Source organism: Demequina sp. NBRC 110054 (assembly GCF_002090115.1).
In the GTDB taxonomy this organism is placed as follows: domain Bacteria; phylum Actinomycetota; class Actinomycetes; order Actinomycetales; family Demequinaceae; genus Demequina.
In genome coordinates, this window is sequence record NZ_BBRK01000004.1 from 1,459,532 (window position 1) to 1,482,671 (window position 23,140).

Sequence of the window (23,140 nt, forward strand, 5' to 3'; positions counted from 1 at the left end):
GCTCCGCGTCTCGCGGTCCCGCGCTGCGCTCCTTCGACGCGGGGTCACACCCCGCCGAGGAGGGACGGTCTGCGAGTCATGAGGCGACATCGAGCACCTCCCTCGCGGCCGGGCCCTGGTCGATCGTCGCGATCGCTGCCTGGACGCGCCACGCGTCGGCGGAGAGCAGCGCGATCCCCGCGACGACGACGTCGGGACCGGGGCTGCCCTGGCGGAGCATCGCGGCGGCCTCGGCCTCCATCGCGGCGTAGGTCCGCACCTCCGCGCGCCAGAGCCCCGAGGGAGAGGCGATGTCGGCGAACGCCGAACGGGTGCCGGTGGGGAGGCCGATGGCGAACGAGGGCAGGTCGGTCGCGCTCTCCCACGCGTGGCCCAGGAGGGGGCCGACGCGCTGACGCAGCGCCGGTCCGGGGTGGACGCCGTCGACGAACCGGAGCCGCGCGATCGCCAGCGCGAGATCGCGCGCGCACCATGTCCGCGCGGCGGGTGCCGCCTGCGCGTACCGGGTGAGCCACGCGGCGGTGAGGAGGTCGGCGAGCTGGTCTGCCTCGCCCTCAGGGACCTCGCCCCACGAGGTCCGCGCGAGGAGCTCCCGCAACCTGTCGGAGGATTCGGCACGGCGCAGCACGCTCCACGAGGTCTCCATCACGCCAAGGTCGTAGGGCGCACCCGACGAGCCGCCGTCGAGCTCGCGCAGTCGGCCGAGGGTGTTGTCCCGCTCGAACCTCGCGGCGGCCGCGCGCAGGATGCCCGTGCCCGCGGCGGGCGCCCACCCGGCGAGGACGCGCAGCTGCCACAGCAGGGTCTCGCGCACGGCCCGTTGGAGATCCTCGGGGCCGGTGGCCTCCGCGGCGCGGACACCATAGCTCCACCTCGCCAGCAGGTCCTCGGCCTCGCGCCACGAGCGGACCGCGGCAAGGCGCGCGGCGCCCTCCTCCCCGGCGCGGCCCGCGGCGAGCGCGCGCACCCGCACCGAGGCGGCGACCCAGCCCGCGCTCATGACCCGGCCCCCGCATCGTCCCTGCCCGCACCGCTCCTGCGCCCTGGAATCGCACCAGGCCCGGAATCCGCCCCGAGATCGGCCCTCATGCGATTCCAGGAGGCATCGCCGCCCAGGTCCTCGACGAGGCGCGAGATCACCGCGGCGGCCGCCTCGTCTACGCGCGGGGCGCGAGAGGCGAGGAGCTGCTCGGCGTCTCGTCGCGCCTGTGCCGTCGTGCGCGCGTCGTCCTCCGCGGCGGAGGACAGGATCGCGGCGGCGGCCTCGGCCTCGCGCGCGGGGGCCTCCCGGCGAGCGCGGGCCACGACGGCCGCGGCATCTGAGCGGGCATTGTCGAGCCGGTCGGCCGCCGCGGACTCCGCGACGGACGCAAGGTCGGTCGCCGCGGTCAGATCCGCGTCGAGGATCGCGAAGACGGGCGCGAGCTCGAGGGCGGCACCCGTGCGTGCGGCCACGTGCGCGGCGGACTCGGCCGCTCCTCCAGGTGCTGTCACCGGGCGGAAGCGGTCAAGGATCTCCTGCCAGCGCATCTCTCTTCCTCGAGCCGGACGCGGCGGGGCGGAGCGGCCGCCCCCTCGCCTTCGAATCTACTCCCGGGTCGGCGGGCGCGCGCGGCGCCGGGAAGCAGCGACATCCCTGGTGGGAAGCGAAACCGGGAGCGAGGCCCGGCGCCGAGACGCCGAGCCTCACCGGGGTGCGGGTGGGGCCGTGCGCGGAGAGGATGGCGCGCGGCCCCGCCGTTCCTGACCCGCCCTACGCGTCGCCGTTGTCGCGAGGAGCGAGCCTGGACTCGAGGGCGATCGCGAGACCGCCGACGACCAGGGTGAGCGGGCCGAGGACTCCGAGGAGGTGGAGGAGATTCACGGTCGCGCTCGGGTGGGAGGCGATCGGTGCGCCGTCCGCGGCGGCAGCCGTCGTCGCGCTCGCCATCGTGGGGTCCGGCAGATGCGTGGCGATCACGACGAGCAGCGCGGCGTAGATCGTGGTCTGGACGAGGGCTGGGACGGCGCGCGAGAGCATGGCGGATCCAATCGGGATGAGTGGGCGCGGCCTGCGTGGGCGGTGCGCCTTGACCCTTCAAGGGTGCCGGGATGCGCGGGAGATTCCATCCGCCGGATGGAGACACTTGCGGGTACTACGTGGGTGGTATCGGCGGTCGGTGCGTCCGGCCGCGAGGGGCGCGGACGCAGCGAGGGAGGGGAGTGATGTGAGCGCTGACCTACGGCACCAGATCGGCGGCGATCTCCTGCGCGGCGGCGGCGCGCTCCTCGACGGTGCCGCCGAGGTCGCTGCCGGGCTTGTTCGCGATGAGGACCGTCATGATCGCCATGCGGACGCGGAGGCGCTCGGCGACCGTCGCGTCCTCGGGCTGGGCGGCCTCCCACAGGCGCACCTTGAGGTCGTGCACCAGGTTGGTGGTGCCGTCGAGGTTGCGCAGGGCGACCTCGTTCTGCTGCACGCAGCGCAGCACCTCGCCAGGAACGCCGAACGTGATGTCGCCCAGTCGTCGGATGAGCTCGAGTCGCCGCTCGCGCGTGGAAGGGCCCGCCTTCATCCACGAGACGAGCTCCTCGATCTGCGTGGAGGCCTGCGCCAGGAGGGAGTCGAGGATCTCCTCCTTGGTCTTGAAGTGGTAGTACAGCGCGGCCTTCGTGACCCCGAGATCCTCGGCGATCTCGCGCAGGGAGGTCTGGTCGTAGCCGTTGTCGGTGAACCGCTCGAGCGCGACGGCCTGGATGCGCGCGCGGGTGTCTCCCCGGCGGCGGGCGGCGGTCTCTGTCATGGCGGTCCTTCCTCAGCTCCCTGAATTCTACTCATGATTCTGACTTGACGACCGGCTAGTTCCGGCTTAGTCTCACAGTATCAACTTACCGGGCGGCTAGGAAGTTCCCCTGGGTCGAATGTCCCTGAGCTCATTCGTCCCGCCAAGCCAGCCGCCGCATCGTCCTCGCCCCCCCCCCGGGGCCAGGACATCCGCCCCCACGGGCACCCGCCACCGTCGGCATCGTCCGAGCTCCTCGGCGACCCCGCGCCTACGAAAGGTCCCTCATGGACACCACCCCCGATCCCCGCCGCTGGTGGGGACTCGCCGCGATCGGGCTCGCGCAGCTCATGGTCGTGCTCGACATGACCATCGTGAACATCGCACTCCCCACCGCGCAGGCCGACCTCGGCATCTCCGACGCCGACCGCCAGTGGGTCATCACCGCGTACACGCTCGCGTTCGGCGGACTGCTGCTGCTCGGAGGCCGGCTCGGCGACGTGATGGGGCGCAAGCGCACCCTGATCGTCGGCCTCGCGGGCTTCGCCGTGGCCTCCGCGTTCGGAGGGCTGTCGCAGACCTTCGCGATGCTGATCATCGCCCGCGCGCTGCAGGGAGTGTTCGCCGCGCTGCTCGCACCGGCCGCGCTGTCGATGCTCAACGTCACCTTCACCGACGCCCGCGAGCGGGCCCGCGCGCTCGGCGTCTACGGCGCGATCGCTGGAGGAGGCGCCGCGATCGGCCTCATCCTCGGCGGCGCGCTCACGCAGTATGTCGACTGGCGCTGGACGCTCACCGTCAACGTGCCCATCGCTGTGGTCGCGATCATCGGGGCGTCGCTGTTCCTACGCGACCACCGCGTCGAGGGCATCCGCACCAGGCTCGACGTCCCTGGCGCACTGCTCGTCACCGGCGGTGTCCTCGCGATCGTCTACGGCCTGAGCGAGGCGGAGCAGGACGGTTGGACCTCCGCGCTCGTGCTGTCGATGTTCGCGCTCGGCGCGGTGCTGCTCGCGGCCTTCGTCCTGGTCGAGCGCCGCACCCCGCACGCGCTGCTGCCGCTGCACCTGCTGCGCGACCGCAACCGCGTCGGCGCCCTCACGGTCGTCGGCCTCACCCAGATCGGTATGTTCGGCGTCTTCCTCTTCCTCACCTACTACCTGCAGGGCGTCCAGGGCTTCTCGCCCATGAGGACCGGTGTCGCGTTCCTCCCGATGGTGCTCGGCATGATGACCGGCGCCGTCGGTATCTCGGCGAGGCTCCTGCCGCGCGTCGGCCCGCGCCGCCTCATGGTGCCCGGCACGCTGCTCGCGACCGGTGCGCTGCTGTTCCTCACGCAGATCGAGGTCGGCTCGTCGTACTGGGTGCACGTGATGCCTGGCCTGCTGTTCCTGGGCCTCGGCATGGGCATGACGTTCATGCCGTCGATGGCGACCGCGACCGGCGGCGTGCGGGGCACGGACGCGGGCGTCGTGTCCGCGACGCTCAACACGACCCAGCAGGTCGGCGGATCCATCGGGATCGCGCTGCTCAACACGGTCGCGGCGAACGTCACCGCCGACTGGATCGCCGACCACGGGTCCACGACCGCGGGAGAGCTCGCCGAGGCCGCGGTGCAGGGCTTCACGACCGCGATGTGGATCTCGGTGGGCGCGGTGCTGCTCGCCTCGGTCGCCGCCGCGATCCTCGTCAACATGCGTCCCACCGCCCATGGCGAGAGCCACGGCGACGCTGAGGGCGAGATCGCCCCGGCGGACATCGATGCGGCGGTTGCCGTCACGGCCGCCGCTCTCGAGGAGGGCAGCGCCGACAAGCGCTAGCCCTTCCGGGGAGGCCGGGCACGCCGGGAGGCGTCCCCGCACCTCATCCTCGGTGACGCGGGCCTGCCGTGAGGCAGCCCCCAGCACCGACGAGCCGGGCCCGCCGTGAGGCGGCCCCCGCATCGTCCCTCGCGACGCCCTCCGAGCCCATTCTCGGAGGGCGTCGCTGTGTGTGCTGCACGGGGGGTCTGCTCTGCGGATGACCCCTGGCACTCGACGCGCGGCAGGCGCACAATGAAGGCATGAGCGCAAGGGAGCGCGTGAGCACGACCATCGGCGGACTCCAGTCGGCCGGCGGGGACATCCTGCCGTGGCGGTGGTACGCCGAGCGCGTGCTCGAGCACCTCGAGGCCTACAGCCTGGTCGTGTACTGGTACACCGGCCACGGGATGCGCGGCGTCGCCCCGTACGCGCCGGGCGACGACTTCGTCGAGGTCTTCTACTCCGACCCCGACGTGCGTCACGCGTTCCGCTCGGACGACCCGTCCTCGGTCCCCGTCCACGGCCGCCGCGAGTCCCGCCCCGCCGGGCTCCACGAGATCGCCGAGGCGCTCACCAAGGGGGAGACCATGCACGTCGTGCCCCTGTGGGCGGTCGCGCAGGTGGTCGGCTGAGCCGGACCGGCTCACACGCGCTTGCCGCCGCGGACCGGCTGACCGCGCCTCGTCCCTGCTAGCGGCGTACTTTGGAGGTATGGACGGCTGGCTGCGGCGCAACCTCGAGATGATCGTGCTGGTCGTCTCGGGCGTCCTGCTGGCCGGGGGCGGCGTCGCCTGGTTCGTCGACATGGACGATGCGGCACGCTGGCTGTGGATCGCCGGCACCGTTCTCGGGCTCGTCTTCGCGCTCGCGGCCACCGTGCAGGCTGCCGCTCAGAAGCGGCCGACGGTCGACGTCATCGCGGTGCTCGCCCTCGCGGGCGCCCTCGCCGTCGACGAGCCTCTCGCGGGCGCGATCATCACCCTCATGCTCGCCACGGGGCAGGTCCTCGAGGCGATGGCAGACGCTCGGGCGAGGCGCGAGCTGAGCCTCCTCACCGCCCGCGCACCGCGGACGGCCAGGCGTGTGACGGCTGACGGGCTCGAGGAGATCTCGGTCGACGAGGTCCGCGTCGGCGACCGCCTGCTGGTCCGCCCCGGCGAGGTGGTCCCGGTCGACGGTCGACTCGCGCAGGACTCCACGTTCGACGAGTCCGCGCTCACCGGCGAGCCGCTCCCCGTCGGGCGACCCGCGGGCGAGGACGTGCGCTCGGGCGTCGTGAACGTCGGCGGACCCGCCGAGCTGCTCACCACGACGACCGCCGAGACCTCGACATACGCCGCGCTCGTGCGCCTCGTCCAGGAGGCGCAGGGCATCTCGGCGCCGTTCGTGCGCACGGCCGACCGGTGGGCGGTCGCGTTCGTGCCGCTTACCCTCGTGCTCGCCGGAGCCGCCTGGGCGCTCGCGGGCGACCCGGTGCGCGCCGTCGCGGTGCTCGTGGTCGCGACCCCGTGCCCCCTCCTGCTCGCCGCCCCGATCGCGATCGTCTCGGGCCTGTCCCGCGCCGCCCGGCTCGGCGTCGTCATCAAGGGCGGAGGCGCGCTCGAGCAGCTCGCGCGCGGACGCGTGGTCGTCGTCGACAAGACCGGCACTTTGACACGGGGTCGCCCCGAGCTGGCCGACATCGTCACGGCGCCAGGGTGCGAGGACGATGCGGCGCTCGCCTTCGCGGCCTCGGTCGACCAGCTCTCGGCCCACGTCCTCGCCGGCCCGATCGTCGAGGCGGCGCGCGCCCGCGGGCTGAGCCTGACGATGCCCACGGACGTCGACGAGACCCACGGCCAGGGAGTGGCGGGGACCGTCGACGGGCATCGCGTCCGCGTGGGTCGGCTCACGTGGCTCGCAGGCCCCTCTCCCGCGCCGTGGGTGAGGCGCGTGCGCAAGCGCGCTGACCTCGACGGTTCCGCGCTCTCGCTCGTCGAGGTCGACGGCGAGGTCGCCGCCGCGCTGCTGCTGCGCGACCCCATCCGTCCCGACGCGCCCCGCATGGTCCGGGCCCTGCGCACGGCCGGCGTCACCCGCATCGTCCTGGCGACCGGGGACCGGGCGGACGTCGGCGCGACCGTCGGGCGCATCGTCGGCGTGGACCAGGTGCTCGCCGACTGCACTCCCCAGGACAAGCTGAACGCCCTCGCCCACGAGCGGCACCACGGCGCGACCGTCATGGTGGGCGACGGGATCAACGACGCTCCTGCGCTCGCCGCCGCCGACGTCGGCGTGGCACTCGCGGCGAGGGGAGCGACCGCATCGTCCGAGGCCGCGGACGTGGTCCTCACCGTGGACCGTATCGACGCGCTCGCGGACGCGATGGCGGTCGCGGCCCGCTCGCGCCGCATCGCGCTTCAAGCGGTCGGGGTCGGGATGGGTCTGTCGCTCATCGCGATGGTCGCGGCCGCGCTCGGCTACCTGCCCGTCGTCGCCGGCGCCGCGCTCCAGGAGGTGATCGACCTGCTTGCGATCGCGATCGCGCTCCGGGCGGTGCTGCCGGGTCGTGTCCACAGCGTCACGCTGAGCGACGAGGACCGCGCGACCCTCGCGGCGCTGCACGAGGAGCACGACAGCGTCGCCCCTCTCGTGGAACGGCTCGCGACCGTCGCCGACTCGCTCGACGCGCACGACCCCGACATCACCGAGGTCTCTCGCCTCGTGCATGCGCTCGAGACCGAGCTGCTGCCGCACGAGCGGGCCGACGAGGAGCGGCTCGTCCCCCTCGTCGCGCGGGCGAGGGGGACGGATGAGGCGGTCGCGGCGCTGAGCCGCACGCACGCCGAGATCGAGCACCAGGTGGGCCGGATGCGCAGGCTGCTCGACTTCATCGACGGCGACCCCGAGCCCGACGACATCGTCGAGCTGCGGCGCATGCTCTACGGTCTCTACGGCGTGCTGCGGCTGCACAACGCGCAGGAGGACGAGGACGCGTTCAGCCTCATGCCGACCCACGCGTGAGGTCGGGCTGGGGAAGACGGGGTGCGCGCGGCGCCGCGTGCTAGCGTCCTGAGCGTCCGACAACGAGTGTCGGCAGGGGACGGCTGGGGGTCCTGTGGCAGTTCGTGGGGAGAGTCGTGCGCACGCGCGCTGGCGTGGGCTCGGCGTCGTCGTGGGCGCCGCGATCGTCATCGGGGTGGTCGCGGTGCTGGCCGTGCAGGAGCTCTTCGGGGGCGACGATGCGGCCGCGGGCGCCGCGCTCGCGGAGTCCGGCGAGGTGTCGGTCGTCCAGGGGCGGCTCGTTCTCGGCGGCGCCGAGAGTGGCGATGTAGCCCTCGCTTCGCTCGTGGCGTGGCCGCCGAGCGAGGACCTCGCCGAGATGGAGGAGGGCGACGAGGTTCAGCTGGGGGACGTCGCGACCGCAGAGGTGGACGCGGACGGCAGGTTCGTGCTCGAGATCGACGACCCGATGGTGCTCGAGGAGTTCGTCGGCCGGTCAGGGGGCGTCGACCTCGAGGTGCAGGCCGTCTACGGTTCCCAGACGTACAGCAGGAGCTTCACCCTCACGCCCGCGCAGGTGGTCGAGGCGCACCAGGGCTCGCTCGTCGTGAAGCTCGGCAAGCTGAAGGCGCGCGAGTAGCGGCGGCTGCACGCGCCTCTTCCGGGCCTTGGAAGGTGGACGCGTCAGATTGACGCGTGCCTATTTGCGGGACCTCGGTCCCGCGCGCTTTGACGGGTGTCCAAGAGATGCTGAGGGCACACCACCCACAGCGACCAACGACGGCCGCTCGCACCCGTTCCCCGGCGGATGCGCCACGACCAGCGTCGGCGCCCCGGAAGAAAAGGGAACTCTCGATGAAGCTGCTTGAGGCAGGACGCATCGGCACCATGGAGCTCAAGAACCGCGTGTTCATGGCTCCCATGGGCACCACCACCGAGCCTGACGGCTCGTTCCACGAGCGGTCGATCCGCTACTACGAGGAGCGGGCCCTCGGCGGCTTCGGCCTCATCATCACCGGCGCCAACCAGGTGACCACCGAGTACGAGCAGAAGGCCTGCAACATCATCGGTAGCGAGCACTCTCAGGAGCGCATCGCCGAGCTCGCGAACCGCATCCACGCGGCTGGCGCCAAGCTGTGCATCCAGCTCACCCCCGGCCTGGGCCGCATGCAGCTCCCGTTCGCGGCCGAGGTCGCGCCGCTCGCCGCCAGCGCCGTCGAGTCCTACTGGTTCCCGGGCCTCATGTGCGAGCCGCTCAGCGTCGAGCAGATCCAGCACCTCGTCGCGAAGATGGGGGAGGGCGCCGCGGTCGCGAAGGCCGCGGGTGCCGACTCCGTGGAGATCCACGGCTACGGCGGCTACCTGATCGACCAGTTCTCCTCGGAGCTGTGGAACAAGCGCGAGGACGAGTACGGCGGCGACCTCGAGGGCCGCATGAAGTTCGGCCTCGACATTGTGAAGTCCGTGCGCGAGGCGGTCGGCCCCGACTTCCCGATCCTGTACAAGTACACGCCGTATCACGGCGTCCCCGGCGGCCGCGAGCTCGAGGAGGGCCTCGCGCAGACGCGCCTCATCCAGGAGTCCGGCATCGACGCCCTGCACGTCGACATGGGCTGCTACGAGGCCTGGTACAAGGCGATCCCGACCGTGTACCAGCCCCAGGCGCTGCAGTCGTGGCTCGCGGCCGAGGTCAAGAAGATCGCGACCGTGCCCGTGCTCACGACCGGCAAGCTCAACGACCCCGGCGTCGCCGAGAAGGTCCTCGCGGACGGCAAGGGCGACTTCATCGGCCTCGGCCACGGCGCGCTCGCCGAGCCCGACTGGGTCAACAAGGTCGCCGAGAACAAGGCGTACGACATCACGCCGTGCATCGGCTGCAACGAGTGCCTGTTCTCGGGCTTCAAGGGCGGTCACTACGTGTGCGCCGTGAACCCGCGCTGCTACGCCGAGGACATGAACCCGATGGAGCCCGTGGCGGCTCCCACCCGCGCGCTCGTGCTCGGAGGCGGCCCCGGCGGCATGGAGTTCGCGCTCACCGCTGCGGAGCGCGGCATCGAGGTCGAGCTGTGGGAGAAGGGTCCGCGACTGGGCGGCACGCTCTTCGCGGCCGGTGGCCCGTCGTTCAAGTCCGACGTCAAGGACTACGCCGAGGTGATGGTGAACCGCACCCTCGCCTCGAACGTCAAGGTCAAGACCATGAAGGACGGCACCGCCGAGGAGATCCTCCTGGGCGGCTGGGACAAGGTCGTGCTCGCGACCGGCGCCCGCCACACGATGCCCCCGATCCCGGGCATCGAGAGCGCCTCCGTCGTCAAGGCCAACGACGTCCTCACCGGGCGTGCGGGCTACGGCAAGCGGGTCGTCGTGATCGGTGCCGGACTCGTGGGCTGCGAGGCTGCCGCGATGATGGCCCAGACCGCCGACAAGGTCACCGTGGTCGAGATGGAGGAGAAGATCCTCGCGACCGTCGAGCACTGCCGCAACAACGAGCTCGCGCTCGCGCAGCTGCTCGAGGACTCGGACCTGGAGTTCGTGACCGGTGCGCGCGTCGCGCAGATCGCGGACGACGGCCTCACCTACAGCAAGGACGGGGCCGAGACCACGATCGACGCCGACACGGTCGTGATCGCCGCCGGCTACACGCCGAACGACGAGCTGCTCGCGAGGCTCGAGGGCAAGATCGACGTCTCCGTCATCGGTGACGCGGTCGAGGCCGACAGCATCCTGTCCGCGGTGCACGGCGGCTTCCAGCTCGCCCGCACGCTCGGCACCGACCTGCCGCTGCTCACCGCGGCGAACCTCGCAGGCACGGAGCCCGTCGCGACGGACTGACCGCAGATCGGCTGACCGCGGGGCCCGGGCGCGCATGCGTCCGGGCCCCGTGTCGTCCCGATGCCGCGTGGCGGTTTCCGTTCTTCGCCTGCGAGAGTCACCCTGAGGGCCTGAGACTGGGGGAGGAAGGGGGACCCTCATGGACTCTCGCCTGCTGCGCGCCGACGCGGCGATCGTGGGTGTCGGCGCGGCCGGGCTGTCCCTGCTCGCGCACCTGGGACGCGCCGGATGGCGCGGCACGGTCGTGGTCGTCGACGACGGCGCGACGCCTCTGGCCGAGCGCAACTGGGCATGGTGGTCCACCGGTGAGGGTCTGCTCGACGCGCACGCGACCGTGGTGCATGGACGCGCGCGCGTCGCGGGGCAGGACTGGACGCGCGACCTGGACCTCGCCCCGTACGCGTACCGCACGATCACCGGCGAGGACCTCCGCGCCTTCGCGACCGCCCCGGGAGAGTCCGTGCACGCGGTGGAGTGGGTCGCCGGCACCGCCACAGGCATGCGAAGGCACAGGGAGGGCGTCGAGGTCGAGGCGCGTGCTCCCGACGGCAGCCGCGTGCTGATCAGGTCGCCGCAGGTCTTCGACAGTGTCGGGCTCGCGGTCCCGGGGCATGCGGTGGCGGGGCCGCACCTGGACTTCCTCGGCTGGGGCGTGTGGTCCGATCGCGACATCTTCACAAGGGATCTCGTGACCTTCATGGACTTCCGCACGGCCCAGGACCGCGGAGTCGCCTTCATGCATGTCCTGCCGACATCCGCTCGGGTCGCACTCGTCGAGAGGACCGTGTTCGCGAGCGGCGGCGCGGAGGGCGAGATCGATCACGAGCCCCATCTGCTGCGCTACCTCGACGAGGTCCTCGGGGCGCCGGACGCCGAGTGGTCCGTGGTCCAGGGGGGCACCATCCCGCTGGACGTCCCCGCTCGATCGGTGCCGGGAGTCGCGGGGCTCACGCTCCTCGGCAGCCCCGCGGGCGCCGTCAAGGCGAGCACCGGCTACGCCTTCGCGCGCATCCAGGCGCACAGCGCGAGGATCGCGGCCGCGATGGTCCAGGACGCGGCGAGGGCGAGGGACGATGCGAGGGGTGCGGACGATGCGACGCCCGCCGGGGGAGGGGAGGCGCCAGCGCGAGGCGACGGCGTCGACGTCCGGGGACCCGCATCGTCCCGGTGGTACGCCCGGCTCGACCGTGCACTCCTCACCGCCGTGCGCGAGGACCCTGACGGCGCGCGCCGCGTCCTCGAGGAGCTGCTGCTGCGCGCCACGCCCGAGCAGCTGCTGAGGTTCCTCGACGAGGACCTGCCGCTGCGACAGCAGCTGAGCCTCGGCGCGCGGCTCCCGTACTCCGTCTTCCCGCGCGCGTACGGGAGGACCTTCGCGGGCCGCACGCGGCTCTGACCGGGGCGCCAGGGCGGGACCATCGCAGTAATCCGCGCGGACTTCGCGGGCTACCCTGAGGAGGCCCCGGACCCCGCCGCCGTCCGCACGGAGGACCGTCATGACCGAGACCCCAGAGCGCGTTCCCCGCGCCGCCTGGTTCGTCATGGCCGCGGCGATCTCCGCGTACTTCCTGGCAGTCGTGCACCGGACGGCCCTCGGTGTGGCCGGAGTCGAGGCTCTCGAGCGGTTCGACATCCAGGCGACGGGACTCGCGATGCTCTCCGTCGCGCAGATCGCGACGTACGCCGCGCTGCAGCTGCCCGCGGGCGCGATGCTGGACCGCTTCGGCGCGAAGCGCATGATCGTCTCAGGCTCGCTCGTCATGGCGCTCGGTCAGCTGATGCTCGCCTTCTCCGACGACTACCTCATGGCCTTCGGGGCCCGCATCCTGCTCGGCGCCGGCGACGCTCCCGTGTTCATCGCGGCGTGCCGACTCGTCGCCCACTGGTTCCCGCCCAGGAGGGCGCCGATCATGGTCCAGGTCACGGGCTTCGTCGGCCAGACGGGTCAGCTCGCGACCGCGATCCCGGTCGCTTGGATGCTGGCCGCCTTCGGCTGGACGGCTGCCTTCGCCGCGCTCGCAGGCATCGGGCTGGTGGTCGCGCTGATCGCCGCGATCGGTGTGCGCGAGCCTCCCGGAGCTGGTCCTGGCCGTCGCGATCCGATGGTCGCGGAGGGGCCGGGATCGGAGGGCGCCGTCGCGGGACCCGAGCGGGAGAGGTTCGTGTCCCAGGTGAGGCTCGCGATGAGCCCCGCGGGCACACGGCTCGGCTTCTGGACGCACTTCACGAGCCTGTTCTCCGCGAACACGCTCGCGCTGCTGTGGGGAGTGCCGTTCTTCGTCACAGCCCAGGGGCTGTCTCGCGCGGAGGCCTCGGCGCTGCTCACGGTGCTGACGATCGCCAAGATGGTCGCCGGTCCCCTCGCGGGCGCCTACACCGCGCGCCATCCCCTGCGGCGCAGCTGGATGGTGCTCGGCTCCGCGACTGCGACGCTGCTCGCGTGGATCGTGCTGCTGATCCCCTCCACGCCTCGCCCGATGTGGGAGCTCATGATCTTCATGGCGATCGTGGGTGCGGGGGGTCCCGTCTCGCTCATCGGCATGGACTATGCGCGCACGTTCGCGCCGAAGGCACAGCTCGGCACCGCGACGGGCTTCGTCAACATGGGCGGCTTCGTGTCGACCATCGTGTCGGTGCTGCTCGTCGGGCTCGTGCTCCAGGTCGCGTCGCCGGACGGGGCCTCGGTCTACACGCTCGACCAGTACCGGCTCGCGTTCGCGGCGCTGCTGATCCCGTGGGTCCTGGGCGTGGCCAGCATCCTGCGCAACCGTCGGCTCACGCGCGCCGAGATGGCTGCCGCGGGTGTCGTCGTGCCCCCGCTGCGGGATGCCCTGCGCAAGGGGCGTCGGCTCTGATCGGCGCCCCTGCCATGGTCAGAAGCGGAAGTTCCCTACGACGGCCCGCAGCTCGCTGACCTGCGTGTCGAGCGCCTCGACGCCCTGAAGCGTCGTGGCGGCAGCCGCCATGAACTCCTCCGCATCGTGAGCCACCGAGTCCACCGTGCCGGCGATCTCGCCGGAGCCCGTGGCCACGTCGCCGAGGCCGCGGTTCATCTCCGTCGTCACCGACGCCTGCTCCTCGACGGCCGACGCGATCGTGCCCTGGTAGTTCTGAATGCGCTCGACGACCTCGGAGATCTCCGCGATCGCCGCGACGGCCGCCTCGGTGTCGACCTGGATCGCCTGGACCTGGCTCACGATGTCCTTGGTGGCACGCGCGGTCTCGCCGGCGAGGTCCTTCACCTCGCCCGCGACCACCGCGAACCCCTTGCCCGCCTCGCCTGCGCGCGCCGACTCGATGGTCGCGTTGAGAGCGAGAAGGTTGGTCTGTTCCGCGATCTGGTTGATGATCTGGACCACCGAGCCGATCTGCGTCGAGGATGCGCCGAGCCGCGCGATCTGCTCCGTGGTGCGTGCGGTGACCTCGCGAGCGTGGGCGGCGACCTCGGCGGCGTCTCCCGCGTTGCGGGCGATCTCGGCGATCGCGGAGCCGAGCTCCTCGGCTCCGGTCGCGACCGCCTGCACGTCCTGGCTCACTCGCTGAGACGTGCCGGCTGCGGTCGAGGTCAGCTGTGCCGACTTGGTCGCGTCCTCCGAGATCGACGACGCGGTGGAGCGGAGCTGCTCCGAGGTCATGAGGACGGTGTTCGCGGACTGGGCGACGGCGCCGAGCGCCGCGGACAGGCGCTCGCCAGAGGTGTTGAGCGCGGCCGCCATCTGGCCGAACTCGTCCGACGAGGTGACAGGGACACGGTGCGCCAGATCCCCGTCAGCCAGGGCGGTGAGGCCCTCGACCTGAGTGGTCACCGCGCGCTTGATGCGGCGCGACAGGAACCATCCTGCGGTCGCTCCCGCAACGAAGGCGAGCACTCCGAGAGCGGCCATCACGATCCGGAGCTGCTGGACCTGCGCGGCGAAGCCCTGACCCTCGGCGATGCGTGCCTCACCGTCGGCGATCATCTCCGCCAGCGTCTCCTCGTAGACCTTGCGCAGGGCACGGTTGTCGTTCAGCGCCGTCTCGACCGCGGTGTCGGGGTCGGTGAGGTACAGGGCGAACTCCGCCTCGAGCGCGTCCTCCCAGGTCGTGAGCTCGGCTGCGAGCTCGTCGAGAGCGGCGAGCTGGTCGTCATCCGCGGCGAGCGCGCGCGAGTCCTCGATGATCCCGTCGATCGTCTCGAAGCGCTCGAGCACCTCGGTCGCGAACTCCTGGTCCGCGGTCAGCAGGTAGCCGCGCTCGTCGTTCGCAGCCGCCTTCGCGGACAGCGCGATCGACTGCAGGCCCATGACGTAGGGCACCGACTGCTCGAGCTCGGAGTCGCGCACCTGCTGGAGGGAGCCGATGCCGATGACGGAGACGACGGCGACGACGCCGGTGACGACGGCGCCGCCGAGCGTGGCTGCCTGGATCTGGGCGACGACGCCTGGGGTGCGAAGGAAGGACATGGGTGCTCCAGGGGGGGGACGTGCGGGATGCGAGGTGCATCCCGAGTGATGGAGGTGCGCGCAGGGGCGCCCGGACTCGCCCTCCCATCGGCCCGGATCCCTCACGGTTGAGCTGTAGTCGACAGCCGTCATTCTGTTCGTCGACGGGTGAGCGGGCGGCGGCTGGGCATCGTCCCTGGAAGCCCCCCCCCTCGCTGTACGGCGCCCGGCATGGGCGAGGTGCCCTGAGGTCCATGCGTGGGCCGCGTCACATCGGGACGGTGGTCCCGAGGCGGCGCGATGTATTGGCCATATGTTGATCAGTAATTGCCACGTGTCCAGCAGGCAAGACCCGGAAACCGCTGCCCCAGGAGTCACCGATGACCACCACGACCTTCTCTCACGTCACCGAGCCCGTGAAGCTCGGCAACCTCCAGCTCCGCAACCGCGTGATCATGGTGCCGATGGGCACCGAGATGGGTGACCACGACGGCCACCTCACCGATCGCGAGGTTGCCTACTACGCCGAGCGCGCCAAGGGTGCGGGTCTCGTGTGCACCGGCATCAACGCCGTGACCGACGACTACGAGGTCATCAACGAGGGCCTGGGTCGTGTCGACACCGACGCGGCGATCCCCGGTCTCGTCAAGCTCGCCGAGGCGTTCCACGCCCGCGGCGGCGCGGTCTCGGTCCAGCTCACCGCGGGCCTGGGGCGCAACATCAACAACATCGACCCCGAGCGTCTGCCCATCTCCGCCTCGGACAACAGCCACTGGCTCGACCCGAACGTGAAGTGCCGTCCGCTCGAGACGGACGAGATCAAGGTCATCGTCCAGCGCTTCAAGGAGGCGGCCGAGCGCTGCGCCAAGGCCGGCATCGACGCGATCGACATCCACGGCCACACCGGCTACGTGATCGACCAGTTCCTGTCCCCCGTGTGGAACCGCCGCGAGGACGAGTACGGCGGCTCGGTCGAGAACCGCTGCCGGTTCGCCGCGGAGATCATCGCCGCCGTCAAGGAGGGCGCGCCCGGTCTGCCCGTGAGCTTCCGTCTGTCGGTCGACCACCACTTCGAGGGTGGCCGCGGCGTCGAGGAGTCGCTCGAGATCGCCAAGGAGCTCGAGAAGGCTGGACTGGACCTGCTCATGATCGACGAGGGCTCGTACGAGGCGATGGACTACGTGTTCCCGCCCTACTACCTCGGCGACAACTGCATGATGGGCTCCGTCAGGCTGTTCAAGGACGCGCTGAGCATCCCCGTCCTCGGCTGCGGAAACCTCACCCCGGAGCGGGCCGAGGAGGCCATCGCGTCGGGTGAGATGGACTTCGCGGGCATCGGCCGCGCCCTCATCGCGGACCCGGAGTGGGGCGCCAAGCTCGCCGAGGGGCGCCGCGAGGACATCCGCCCGTGCATCCGCTGCAACCAGCTGTGCGTCGGCAACGCGTTCGTCGGCCAGCCCCTCGGCTGCGCCGTCAACCCGACCGTCGGCTTCGAGGTCGAGCGCGTCCTCACGCCCGCGCAGACCAAGAAGAACGTCGTCATCGTCGGCGCCGGTCCTGCGGGTCTCGAGGCGGCGCGCGTCGCGGCCCTGCGCGGTCACACCGTGGATGTCTACGACAAGGCCGACCAGCTCGGCGGCGTCCTGTGGCCCGCCGCCACCCCGGAGTTCAAGAAGGAGCTCCGCTCCATGATCTTCTGGTGGGAGCGTCAGCTCAAGGGCCTGCCCGTCACGGTCCACCTCGGCACCGAGATCACCGCGGAGTCGCCCGAGCTCGACGGCGCCGACGCGATCATCATCGCGGTCGGCACCACGCCCCTCGCGCCCCCGATCCCGGGCCTCGACGGCCCGAACGTCGTCGAGGTCATCGACGCCCACCTGGGCGCCGAGCTCGGCAAGCGCATGGTCGTGTGCGGCGGCGGCCTGTCGGGCGCCGACTTCGCGCTCGAGATGCAGGAGAAGGGCCACGAGGTCACGGTCGTCGAGATGGCCGACGGCATCGCCCCCGACCTGCTGATGATCAACCGCATCACGCTGCTGCGCGACCTCGCCGCGCAGGGCGTCACGCTCCTCACCGGCCACAAGGTCGTCGAGGTCAACGACAAGGGCGTGAAGGTCGACGGTCCCGACGGCCCCGTCCAGATCGCCGCCGACACCGTGGTCTCCGCCTTCGGAGTACGCCCCGCGACCGCGCTCGTCGAGGCGCTTCAGGCACGCGGCGGCATCGCCGTCGGCGACTGCGTCAAGCCCGCCAAGGTCGGCGACGCGATCAACGCCGGGTTCGAGGCGGCCTTCGCGCTGTAGCGCCTCCTCTCGCTCCACCTCTCGACGGGGGCTCGGTCCATGGCCGGGCCCCCGTCGTCGTCCCCGGAAACGGAATTGACGCGCGACTCGGCCGAGCGTCACAATCGACCTCGACGGTGCGCGTCGGCTGTGCAAGTGGGCGCGCATCGTCCATATCGCCACCAATCCCCCCGGTTCCAGCGCCTTCGCCGCCCCACCGGACGCGCGGGCGGCGTGGCAACCGGCACACGACTCCGACGCTTCCTAGGCTGAGCCCGTGACGGACTACATCGGCAGAGCACTTGTCGCGGACGCGCTCCGCGAATGGCGCGATCAGCTGCGCCAGCACTCCTCCGAGTCCTCCCTGCGCGACCTCGCCGGCTCGAGCCACGACATCGTCGATCTGCGCTCGGCGCACCCGGGCGGCCTCGCGCCGCTGTTCGCCGGCCGTCCGACCCCGATCACCCAGCTGATCCGCGAGGGCGAGGCGCGCGAGGAGGCCCTCGGCCGCACCCGACGGATGCTCGCCGAGGGCTCGCGGATCCACGCCGCGACCGGCGCCTGGACCGTCGCGCTCGCGATCGGCACGGTGTCGTGGGACGAGGACGGCCACCGCCGCGAGCTGCCGCTGCTGCTGCGCCCGGTGAGCCTCGAGCAGGGGCGCGACCGCGAGGTCCTCCTCACGCTTCACGACGAGGCCCGCGTCAACCCCGTCTTCGCGGCCGAGCTGCGCGCGCGGGGCGACGAGGAGACGATCGCTCGCACGATGCCCGCGGTCGGCTCGGGCCACGAGTTCGACCCCCGCCCGCTGTGGGAGGCGGTCAGCGAGCGCACCGACCTGTTCGGCGAGTCCCTCGAGGCGCCCGAGCGGCTCGTCCTCGGCGTGTTCGACGACCCCGAGCAGCGGCTCCTCGACGACCTTGACGACCTCGACACCGTCATCGCCGCGAGCGACGTGCTCGTCGCCGCCTCGGGCGACCAGGACGCGACGGGCAGCCTCGCGATGCCGCTGCCCGCGTTCCCCGTCGGCGACCGCGACCCGTTCGCCGAGCGCGGCCTCGGAGACCTGGACGATGCGCAGTTCGCCGCGCTCGACCTCATCGCCACAGGCAGGCACGTCTTCCTCCAGTCGCCGCCCGGCGCCGACAGCGCCGGCATGGCCGCGGCGATCGCGGCCGACGGCGCCGCCTCTGGCCGCACCGTCGGCGTCGTCGCGGGCCAGGAGGCGATGCTCCACGACATCCACGCGCGCATGGTCGCGCAGGGCACGTCGGATCTTGCGATCGACGCCGCCGTCGAGGCCTGGAACTCGGAGGCCCGCACTCGCCTCCTCGAGGCCATCACCCTGGGTTCTCCTGCGGTCGACGACGACATGCTGCGCAAGCAGGGCGAGGACCTGCTCACCGCCCGCTACCGTCTGCACGCGCGCTTCGACGCGCTGCACCGGGTCCACCGGCCCTGGGGCGTGAGCGCGTTCGAGGCCGTGCAGGCGCTCGTGCGCCTCACCACCGGCAAGCCGCAGCCCAGCACCACCGTGCGGCTCGGTCCCGACGCCGGCCTCCTGGTCGCCGAGCGCGGTTTCTCGGCCGTCGCCCAGGCGCTGCACCTCAAGGTCATGGGAGGCTCGGCCACCTCGGCCATCCCCGTGGTCGATGCTCCCACGCCCGATGCCCCGCGCGACGCGTGGTGGCGCGACGTCACCGACTCGCCCGAGGAGGGCGTCCGCTTCGATGAGGCGCTCGGCGCGCTGCTGTCGCGCCACCTTCCGAAGATGCGGCTCGAGGCCGCCTCCGCGTCCCACGAGACAGGGGTCGACGAGGCGCCCGACCTCACCACGTGGGCCGATCAGGTGCGGCTCTTCGAGGACATCCGCGACACGCTCGAGGTGTTCTCACCGGCCGTCTTCCACCGGTCGCTGCACGACCTCGTCGCGGCGACCGCCCCCGACGGCTCCACGCGCCACGAGCGGATGCCGCGGCGCGACCGCAAGGCGCTCGTGCGTCGTGCTGTGGAGCTGCTGCGGCCCGGTCGCAGCAAGGACCAGCTTCACGATCACCTCGTCGCCGCGCACGACGTCTCGGTGCGTTGGCGCGCCCACTGCTCCGCCGGTGGGTGGCCCGTCGTCCCCGACGACTTCGACCTCTACGGCTCGCGCCTCGACGAGGCCGGCGAGGCGTGGTCCACGATCGCCGAGGCCGTCGCGAAGGTCAGCGGAGAGCAGGACCTGCCGTCCACGTCCTGGGAGCGCATGAACTCGGCGCTCGAGCGCCTCGCGGGCGGGCTCACCGCCGCGATCGAGCAGGTATCCGAGACGCCCCTGGGCGTCGATCTCGAGGAGGCCGGCTTCGGGCTCCTCATCGAGGGACTCAACGGCACCGACCCCGACCTCACGCAGGTCCGCGTGGACCTCGAGTTCGCGTGGTGGGCGGCCGCGTTCGACGCGATCGTGCAGGCCGACCCGCGCCTCACCCAGTACGGCGCGCTCGCCGACGCCGTCCATGACTTCGAGCGCAGGGACCGCGAGTTCTCCGAGTCGCGCGTGCAGCCGCTCATGCGCGCCGCGGCAGAGCGTCGACGCGCGGCGATCGCGCGCCACCCGGAGATGGCGCGCGACCTGTTCGCCCTGCTCGTCGAGCGCTCTGAGGCGACCTACCGCGAGCTGTGGCAGGACTTCCAGCCGCTCGTGTCCGCGCTGCGGCCGGTCAGCCTCGTGCGCGCCGAGCAGGTGTCGCGGCTCATGCCTCCCACGCGCGTGCTCGATGTGCTCGTCGTGGTCGCCTCCGAGTCGCTCGCGCTCGCCGAGCTCGTGCCCGCGATCGCGCGCGCCAAGCAGGTGGTCGTCATCGGCGACGCGCACACGGCGACCAGGTCGGCAGTCGCCGCGCTCGCGCACCTGCTTCCCCAGGTCACGCTGCCCGCGCTGCCGCAGCCTCGCGACCCGCGGGTCACCGGGGTGCTGCAGGACGTCGTCTACGGGCGCTCCCTGTCTGGTCTGCCCGCCGCTGGCGAGCCCGAGTCCCTCGCGGTCCAGCTGCTCGACACGACCGGCACCCCCGCCGCCGGGATGGCGGAGGTGGAGACGACCCCGCTCGAGGTGAGGACGGTCGTCGACCACCTCGTGCGCTCGATCGAGGACGAGCCCTCGCGCTCGATCCTCGTCGTCGCGGGCAACCCGCTCCACGCGCTGAGGCTGCGCGAGGCGCTCGAGGCAAGGGACGAGCACCTCGGCGCGTTCATCCCGATCGTCGTGATCGGCGAGGCCGCCGGCTACTCGGTCGACGACGTGGTGATGAGCTGGGGCTGGGCGTGCGACGACAAAGGTGATGTGCCGCGTCGTCTGGGCGCCCTCAGCGCCGAAGGCGGCGAGCAGGCGTTCACCCAGGCGCTCGTCGCGGGCCAGGAGCGCACCTGGGTGTTCAACGCGCTCACGCCGACCCACCTCGACGACATCGCGGTGCGTGCCGACGCCGGTCACGGCGTGGCGCTCCTGCGCCAGCTGCTCGTCGCGGCCTCGAGCCCCGTCGTGCCCTCCGAGCGCCGCGAGCCGGCGCCCACCGACTGGCTGCTTGCCGACATCGCGGCGCGACTGCGCCGGTACGACTGCCAGGTGCGGCTGCGCTACGGGTCCGGCTCGGACTCGATCCCCATGGTCGTGGGCCGGCCCGACGACGAGGGCTACCGTCTCGCGGTCGTCACGGACGAGGCATCGACCGCGATGTCCGCGAGCCTGCGCGATCGCGTGCGCTGGCAGCGCACGCGGCTCGAGGCGCTCGGCTGGACCGTACTGCCGCTGTGGACGCTCGACGTGTTCATGGATCCTGAGGCCGCCGCGCGCTACGTGCTCGACGCGCTGTCCGTGACCGAGGCGCCCGCGGTGACCGCGTCGATCTCGCTCCCGCACATCGCTCCGTCCGATCTGCGCGAGGAGGAGCCCGAGGTCGTCGAGGACGCCTCCGAGGACGACGAGCAGATCGACGGGCAGCAGGTCTTCGACCTGGACGTCGAGCGCGTGCCGGTCGTGGAGTCCGCGGAGGAGCTCGTGCTCGACGACACGGCTGCGACCGGGATCGTCGCCGAGCTGCGACCCGAGCTCGAGCCGGAGGAGCCTGAGGCTGTGGAGGCGTCTGACGCCCCCGAGGAGGCGCCCGCCGAGACCGCGCCGCTCACGCTCGGACTCGGCCCGATGCTTCTCGGGGCTGCCGCTGCGCAGCGTGTCGACGTGGAGCCGGAGCCGGAGCCTGAGACCGCAACTGAGGCCGAGGCTGATGCTGAGGTCGAGGCTGAGGTTGAGGTCGACGCGGAGCCCGAGGCGGAGACCGAGGCTGAGCCTGAGATCGCAACTGAGGTCGAGGCTGAGGCTGAGGCTGACGCGGCGCCGGAGCCGGAGCCCGAGACCGAGCCTGAGCCGGAGCCGCGTCTCAAGCCCGCGGCCTCGATGGGGTTCGGAGCGCCCAAGCTCGCCGTCCCGCTGCGGCGCGAGACGCCCGAGCCCGTGACTCCGTCGGCTGCCTCGCCCGAGGATGAGTCGCCTGCAGAGGAGACCTCCGCCGTCGACCCGGAGCCGACGGCCGAAGACGCCGAGGTCGAGGCCGAGTTGGCGGAGAGTGCCGACGTGTCGGAGCCGGAGTCGAAGGACGAGCCGACCGCGCCGTCGGGCGTCCCCGCACCTCAGGTCGCCCGCGGCGCGGATCGCCCGCTCATCCCGACGCGCGCGTGGGAGGACGAGGACGCCGGTTGGGGTGGCTCGGGGTCGGGCCGCAGCCGCGACGACGAGATCCGTGGGGACAAGCCGCCGCACTGGTGATCCTCAGCTGCGCCGCACGGCGTCGGCAGCCCCGCCGCCCCGCCCGGAGCCGAGGAGATCGATGCGCTCGTACAGTTCTGCACGCGGCTGTGAAGGCTGCGACGGAAGTTCCGTGTGTGCTTCCTCCTGAGCCGCTGCTTCCACACGCGTCACAGGTGCGTGCAGAAGTTCACGGTGACGGCCGCGGGGCGGTAGCTACCCGCCTAGACGAAGGCGCGGTGCACGACTGCGGCTCAGTGCCGCAACGGGGGCGCTACTCAGAGGCGCCGGAGGTCGCGGCAGAACGCGAGTCGGTGCGGTAGAAGCCCGAACCCTTGAACGTCACGCCGACGTTGCCGAAGATCTTGCGGAGCTCGCCGTGGCATTCGGGGCACTCCGTGAGCGAGGCAGCGTGGATCGACTGCACCGTCTCGAAACGGTGGTCACACACGGTGCATGCATAGCTGTACTTCGGCATGAGCGGCATCTTAACCCGACGACGCGATCCCTGGGTACCCACGGGGGTATACGAGGGGTGAAGCGGGCCCTCAGCGGCGCGGGCAGGGAGCCCTCAGCCGGGCAGGTGCGTGACGCTCGACGGGGTCACGACCGCGTGCACGCCGATGTCGTGCGGCTCGCGCGGCAGCGGAGCCTCGTGCGCGTCGAAGACCTCGTCGTCGTAGGTGAGCGCGATGAACGGCACGCCCTCGGCGGCGAGCGGGAGAGCGCGGTCGTACCAGCCCCCACCCTGCCCCAGGCGGGTGCCGCTCGTGTCGACCGCGAGCGCGGGGACGATGACCACGTCGGCCTGTGCGAGCGTGTCGAACGGAAGGAACTCGCCGGAGGGCTCCGGAGGTCGACCGGGCGCGCGCTCGATGAGGTCCTCGACCCCCTGGTACCAGGCCCATCCGCGCTGGAGCCCGTCGCCGAGCAACGGGATCATCACCTTCACGCCGTGCTCGTGGAGCGCCTGGATCAGCGGTCCTGTGCCGGGCTCGTGGGGGCGCGAGGCGTACACGGAGACGCACGAGGCGCCGCCCACGGTCGGGATCGCCATCACGCGGTCGCGCAGCTGGTCGGCGTGCTCCGCGATGCGCCTCGGCGAGCGGTGCTGGCGGGCCTTGCGAAGGTTCGTGCGAAGGGAGGCCTTCGCATCCTCCGGTTCGAGCGGGCTCGAGGATTGGGAGGACATCTGCGTCATACCGACCATCGTTCCACACACTCATTACCGACTCATGACACGAACGTGACCGGCGGGTGAGCGGTGTGGCGGCGT

General features: G+C 72.0%; 16 protein-coding genes. 9 read left to right on the forward strand and 7 right to left on the reverse strand.

The genetic code is table 11. The features are described 5' to 3' along the window. Nucleotides 1–76 precede the first annotated feature (76 nt). The 4 genes from B7K23_RS06705 to B7K23_RS06720 all read right to left on the reverse strand — a co-directional run bounded on the left by B7K23_RS06705 (nt 77) and on the right by B7K23_RS06720 (nt 2,783). On the reverse strand, nt 77–1,000 hold the full coding sequence (locus B7K23_RS06705; RefSeq protein ID WP_084125576.1) for a hypothetical protein: 924 nt from the start codon (nt 998–1,000) through the stop codon (nt 77–79). After that, nucleotides 997–1,530, reverse strand: coding sequence for a hypothetical protein (locus B7K23_RS06710; RefSeq protein WP_084125577.1), 534 nt, complete (start codon nt 1,528–1,530; stop codon nt 997–999). Before B7K23_RS06710 ends, B7K23_RS06705 begins: the two co-directional genes overlap by 4 nt. Nucleotides 1,531–1,753: 223 nt before the next feature. Further along, nucleotides 1,754–2,020, reverse strand: coding sequence for a hypothetical protein (locus B7K23_RS06715; RefSeq protein WP_084125578.1), 267 nt, complete (start codon nt 2,018–2,020; stop codon nt 1,754–1,756). Between the two features lie 199 nt (nt 2,021–2,219). Next, nucleotides 2,220–2,783 carry a TetR/AcrR family transcriptional regulator gene (locus B7K23_RS06720; RefSeq protein WP_084125579.1) on the reverse strand — a complete coding sequence of 188 codons (564 nt, stop codon included), beginning with the start codon at nt 2,781–2,783 and terminating at the stop codon, nt 2,220–2,222. Between the two features lie 266 nt (nt 2,784–3,049). On the opposite strand from B7K23_RS06720, the gene B7K23_RS06725 reads away from it, so the two are divergent. The 7 genes from B7K23_RS06725 to B7K23_RS06755 all read left to right on the forward strand — a co-directional run bounded on the left by B7K23_RS06725 (nt 3,050) and on the right by B7K23_RS06755 (nt 13,233). Further along, nucleotides 3,050–4,582 carry an MFS transporter gene (locus tag B7K23_RS06725; protein ID WP_084125580.1) on the forward strand — a complete coding sequence of 511 codons (1,533 nt, stop codon included), beginning with the start codon at nt 3,050–3,052 and terminating at the stop codon, nt 4,580–4,582. Between the two features lie 242 nt (nt 4,583–4,824). Beyond that, the gene (locus B7K23_RS06730) at nt 4,825–5,196 is read left to right on the forward strand and encodes a hypothetical protein (protein ID WP_084125581.1); all 372 of its coding nucleotides are present in this window, start codon (nt 4,825–4,827) and stop codon (nt 5,194–5,196) included. A 79-nt stretch (nt 5,197–5,275) separates the two neighbouring features. Next, entirely contained in the window at nt 5,276–7,567 is a 2,292-nt protein-coding gene (locus B7K23_RS06735) for a heavy metal translocating P-type ATPase (protein WP_084125582.1), read from the forward strand. Nucleotides 7,568–7,661: 94 nt separating this feature from the next. Next, complete coding sequence (locus B7K23_RS06740) at nt 7,662–8,186, forward strand: hypothetical protein (protein ID WP_084125583.1); 525 nt, start codon at nt 7,662–7,664, stop codon at nt 8,184–8,186. 215 nt (nt 8,187–8,401) lie between these two features. Beyond that, a complete protein-coding gene (locus tag B7K23_RS06745; protein WP_084125584.1) occupies nt 8,402–10,378 on the forward strand; it encodes an FAD-dependent oxidoreductase in 1,977 nt (658 codons plus the stop codon). Nucleotides 10,379–10,517: 139 nt separating this feature from the next. Continuing rightward, nucleotides 10,518–11,774, forward strand: a complete 1,257-nt coding sequence (locus B7K23_RS06750) for a lycopene cyclase family protein (RefSeq protein WP_084125585.1) — start codon at nt 10,518–10,520, stop codon at nt 11,772–11,774. Nucleotides 11,775–11,874: 100 nt separating this feature from the next. Further along, nucleotides 11,875–13,233: a nitrate/nitrite transporter gene (locus B7K23_RS06755; RefSeq protein ID WP_084125586.1), complete on the forward strand. Its 1,359-nt coding sequence runs from the start codon at nt 11,875–11,877 to the stop codon at nt 13,231–13,233. A gap of 18 nt (nt 13,234–13,251) precedes the next feature. Here the strand turns inward: B7K23_RS06755 and B7K23_RS06760 are convergent, their stop codons facing one another. Beyond that, nucleotides 13,252–14,820: a methyl-accepting chemotaxis protein gene (locus B7K23_RS06760; protein ID WP_159451348.1), complete on the reverse strand. Its 1,569-nt coding sequence runs from the start codon at nt 14,818–14,820 to the stop codon at nt 13,252–13,254. Between the two features lie 359 nt (nt 14,821–15,179). Between B7K23_RS06760 and B7K23_RS06765 the strand changes: the two genes are divergently transcribed. Together B7K23_RS06765 and B7K23_RS06770 are read left to right on the forward strand one after the other, a co-directional pair. Then, nucleotides 15,180–17,102, forward strand: a complete 1,923-nt coding sequence (locus tag B7K23_RS06765) for an FAD-dependent oxidoreductase (protein ID WP_084125588.1) — start codon at nt 15,180–15,182, stop codon at nt 17,100–17,102. A gap of 256 nt (nt 17,103–17,358) precedes the next feature. Next, on the forward strand, nt 17,359–21,885 hold the full coding sequence (locus B7K23_RS06770; RefSeq protein WP_084125589.1) for a DUF4011 domain-containing protein: 4,527 nt from the start codon (nt 17,359–17,361) through the stop codon (nt 21,883–21,885). Between the two features lie 253 nt (nt 21,886–22,138). On the opposite strand, the gene B7K23_RS06775 is transcribed toward B7K23_RS06770, so the two are convergent. Both B7K23_RS06775 and B7K23_RS06780 read right to left on the reverse strand, forming a co-directional pair. Beyond that, nucleotides 22,139–22,342, reverse strand: coding sequence for an FmdB family zinc ribbon protein (locus tag B7K23_RS06775; RefSeq protein ID WP_084126225.1), 204 nt, complete (start codon nt 22,340–22,342; stop codon nt 22,139–22,141). Nucleotides 22,343–22,435: 93 nt separating this feature from the next. Beyond that, nucleotides 22,436–23,065: a 5-formyltetrahydrofolate cyclo-ligase gene (locus tag B7K23_RS06780; protein ID WP_200809778.1), complete on the reverse strand. Its 630-nt coding sequence runs from the start codon at nt 23,063–23,065 to the stop codon at nt 22,436–22,438. Nucleotides 23,066–23,140 lie beyond the last annotated feature (75 nt).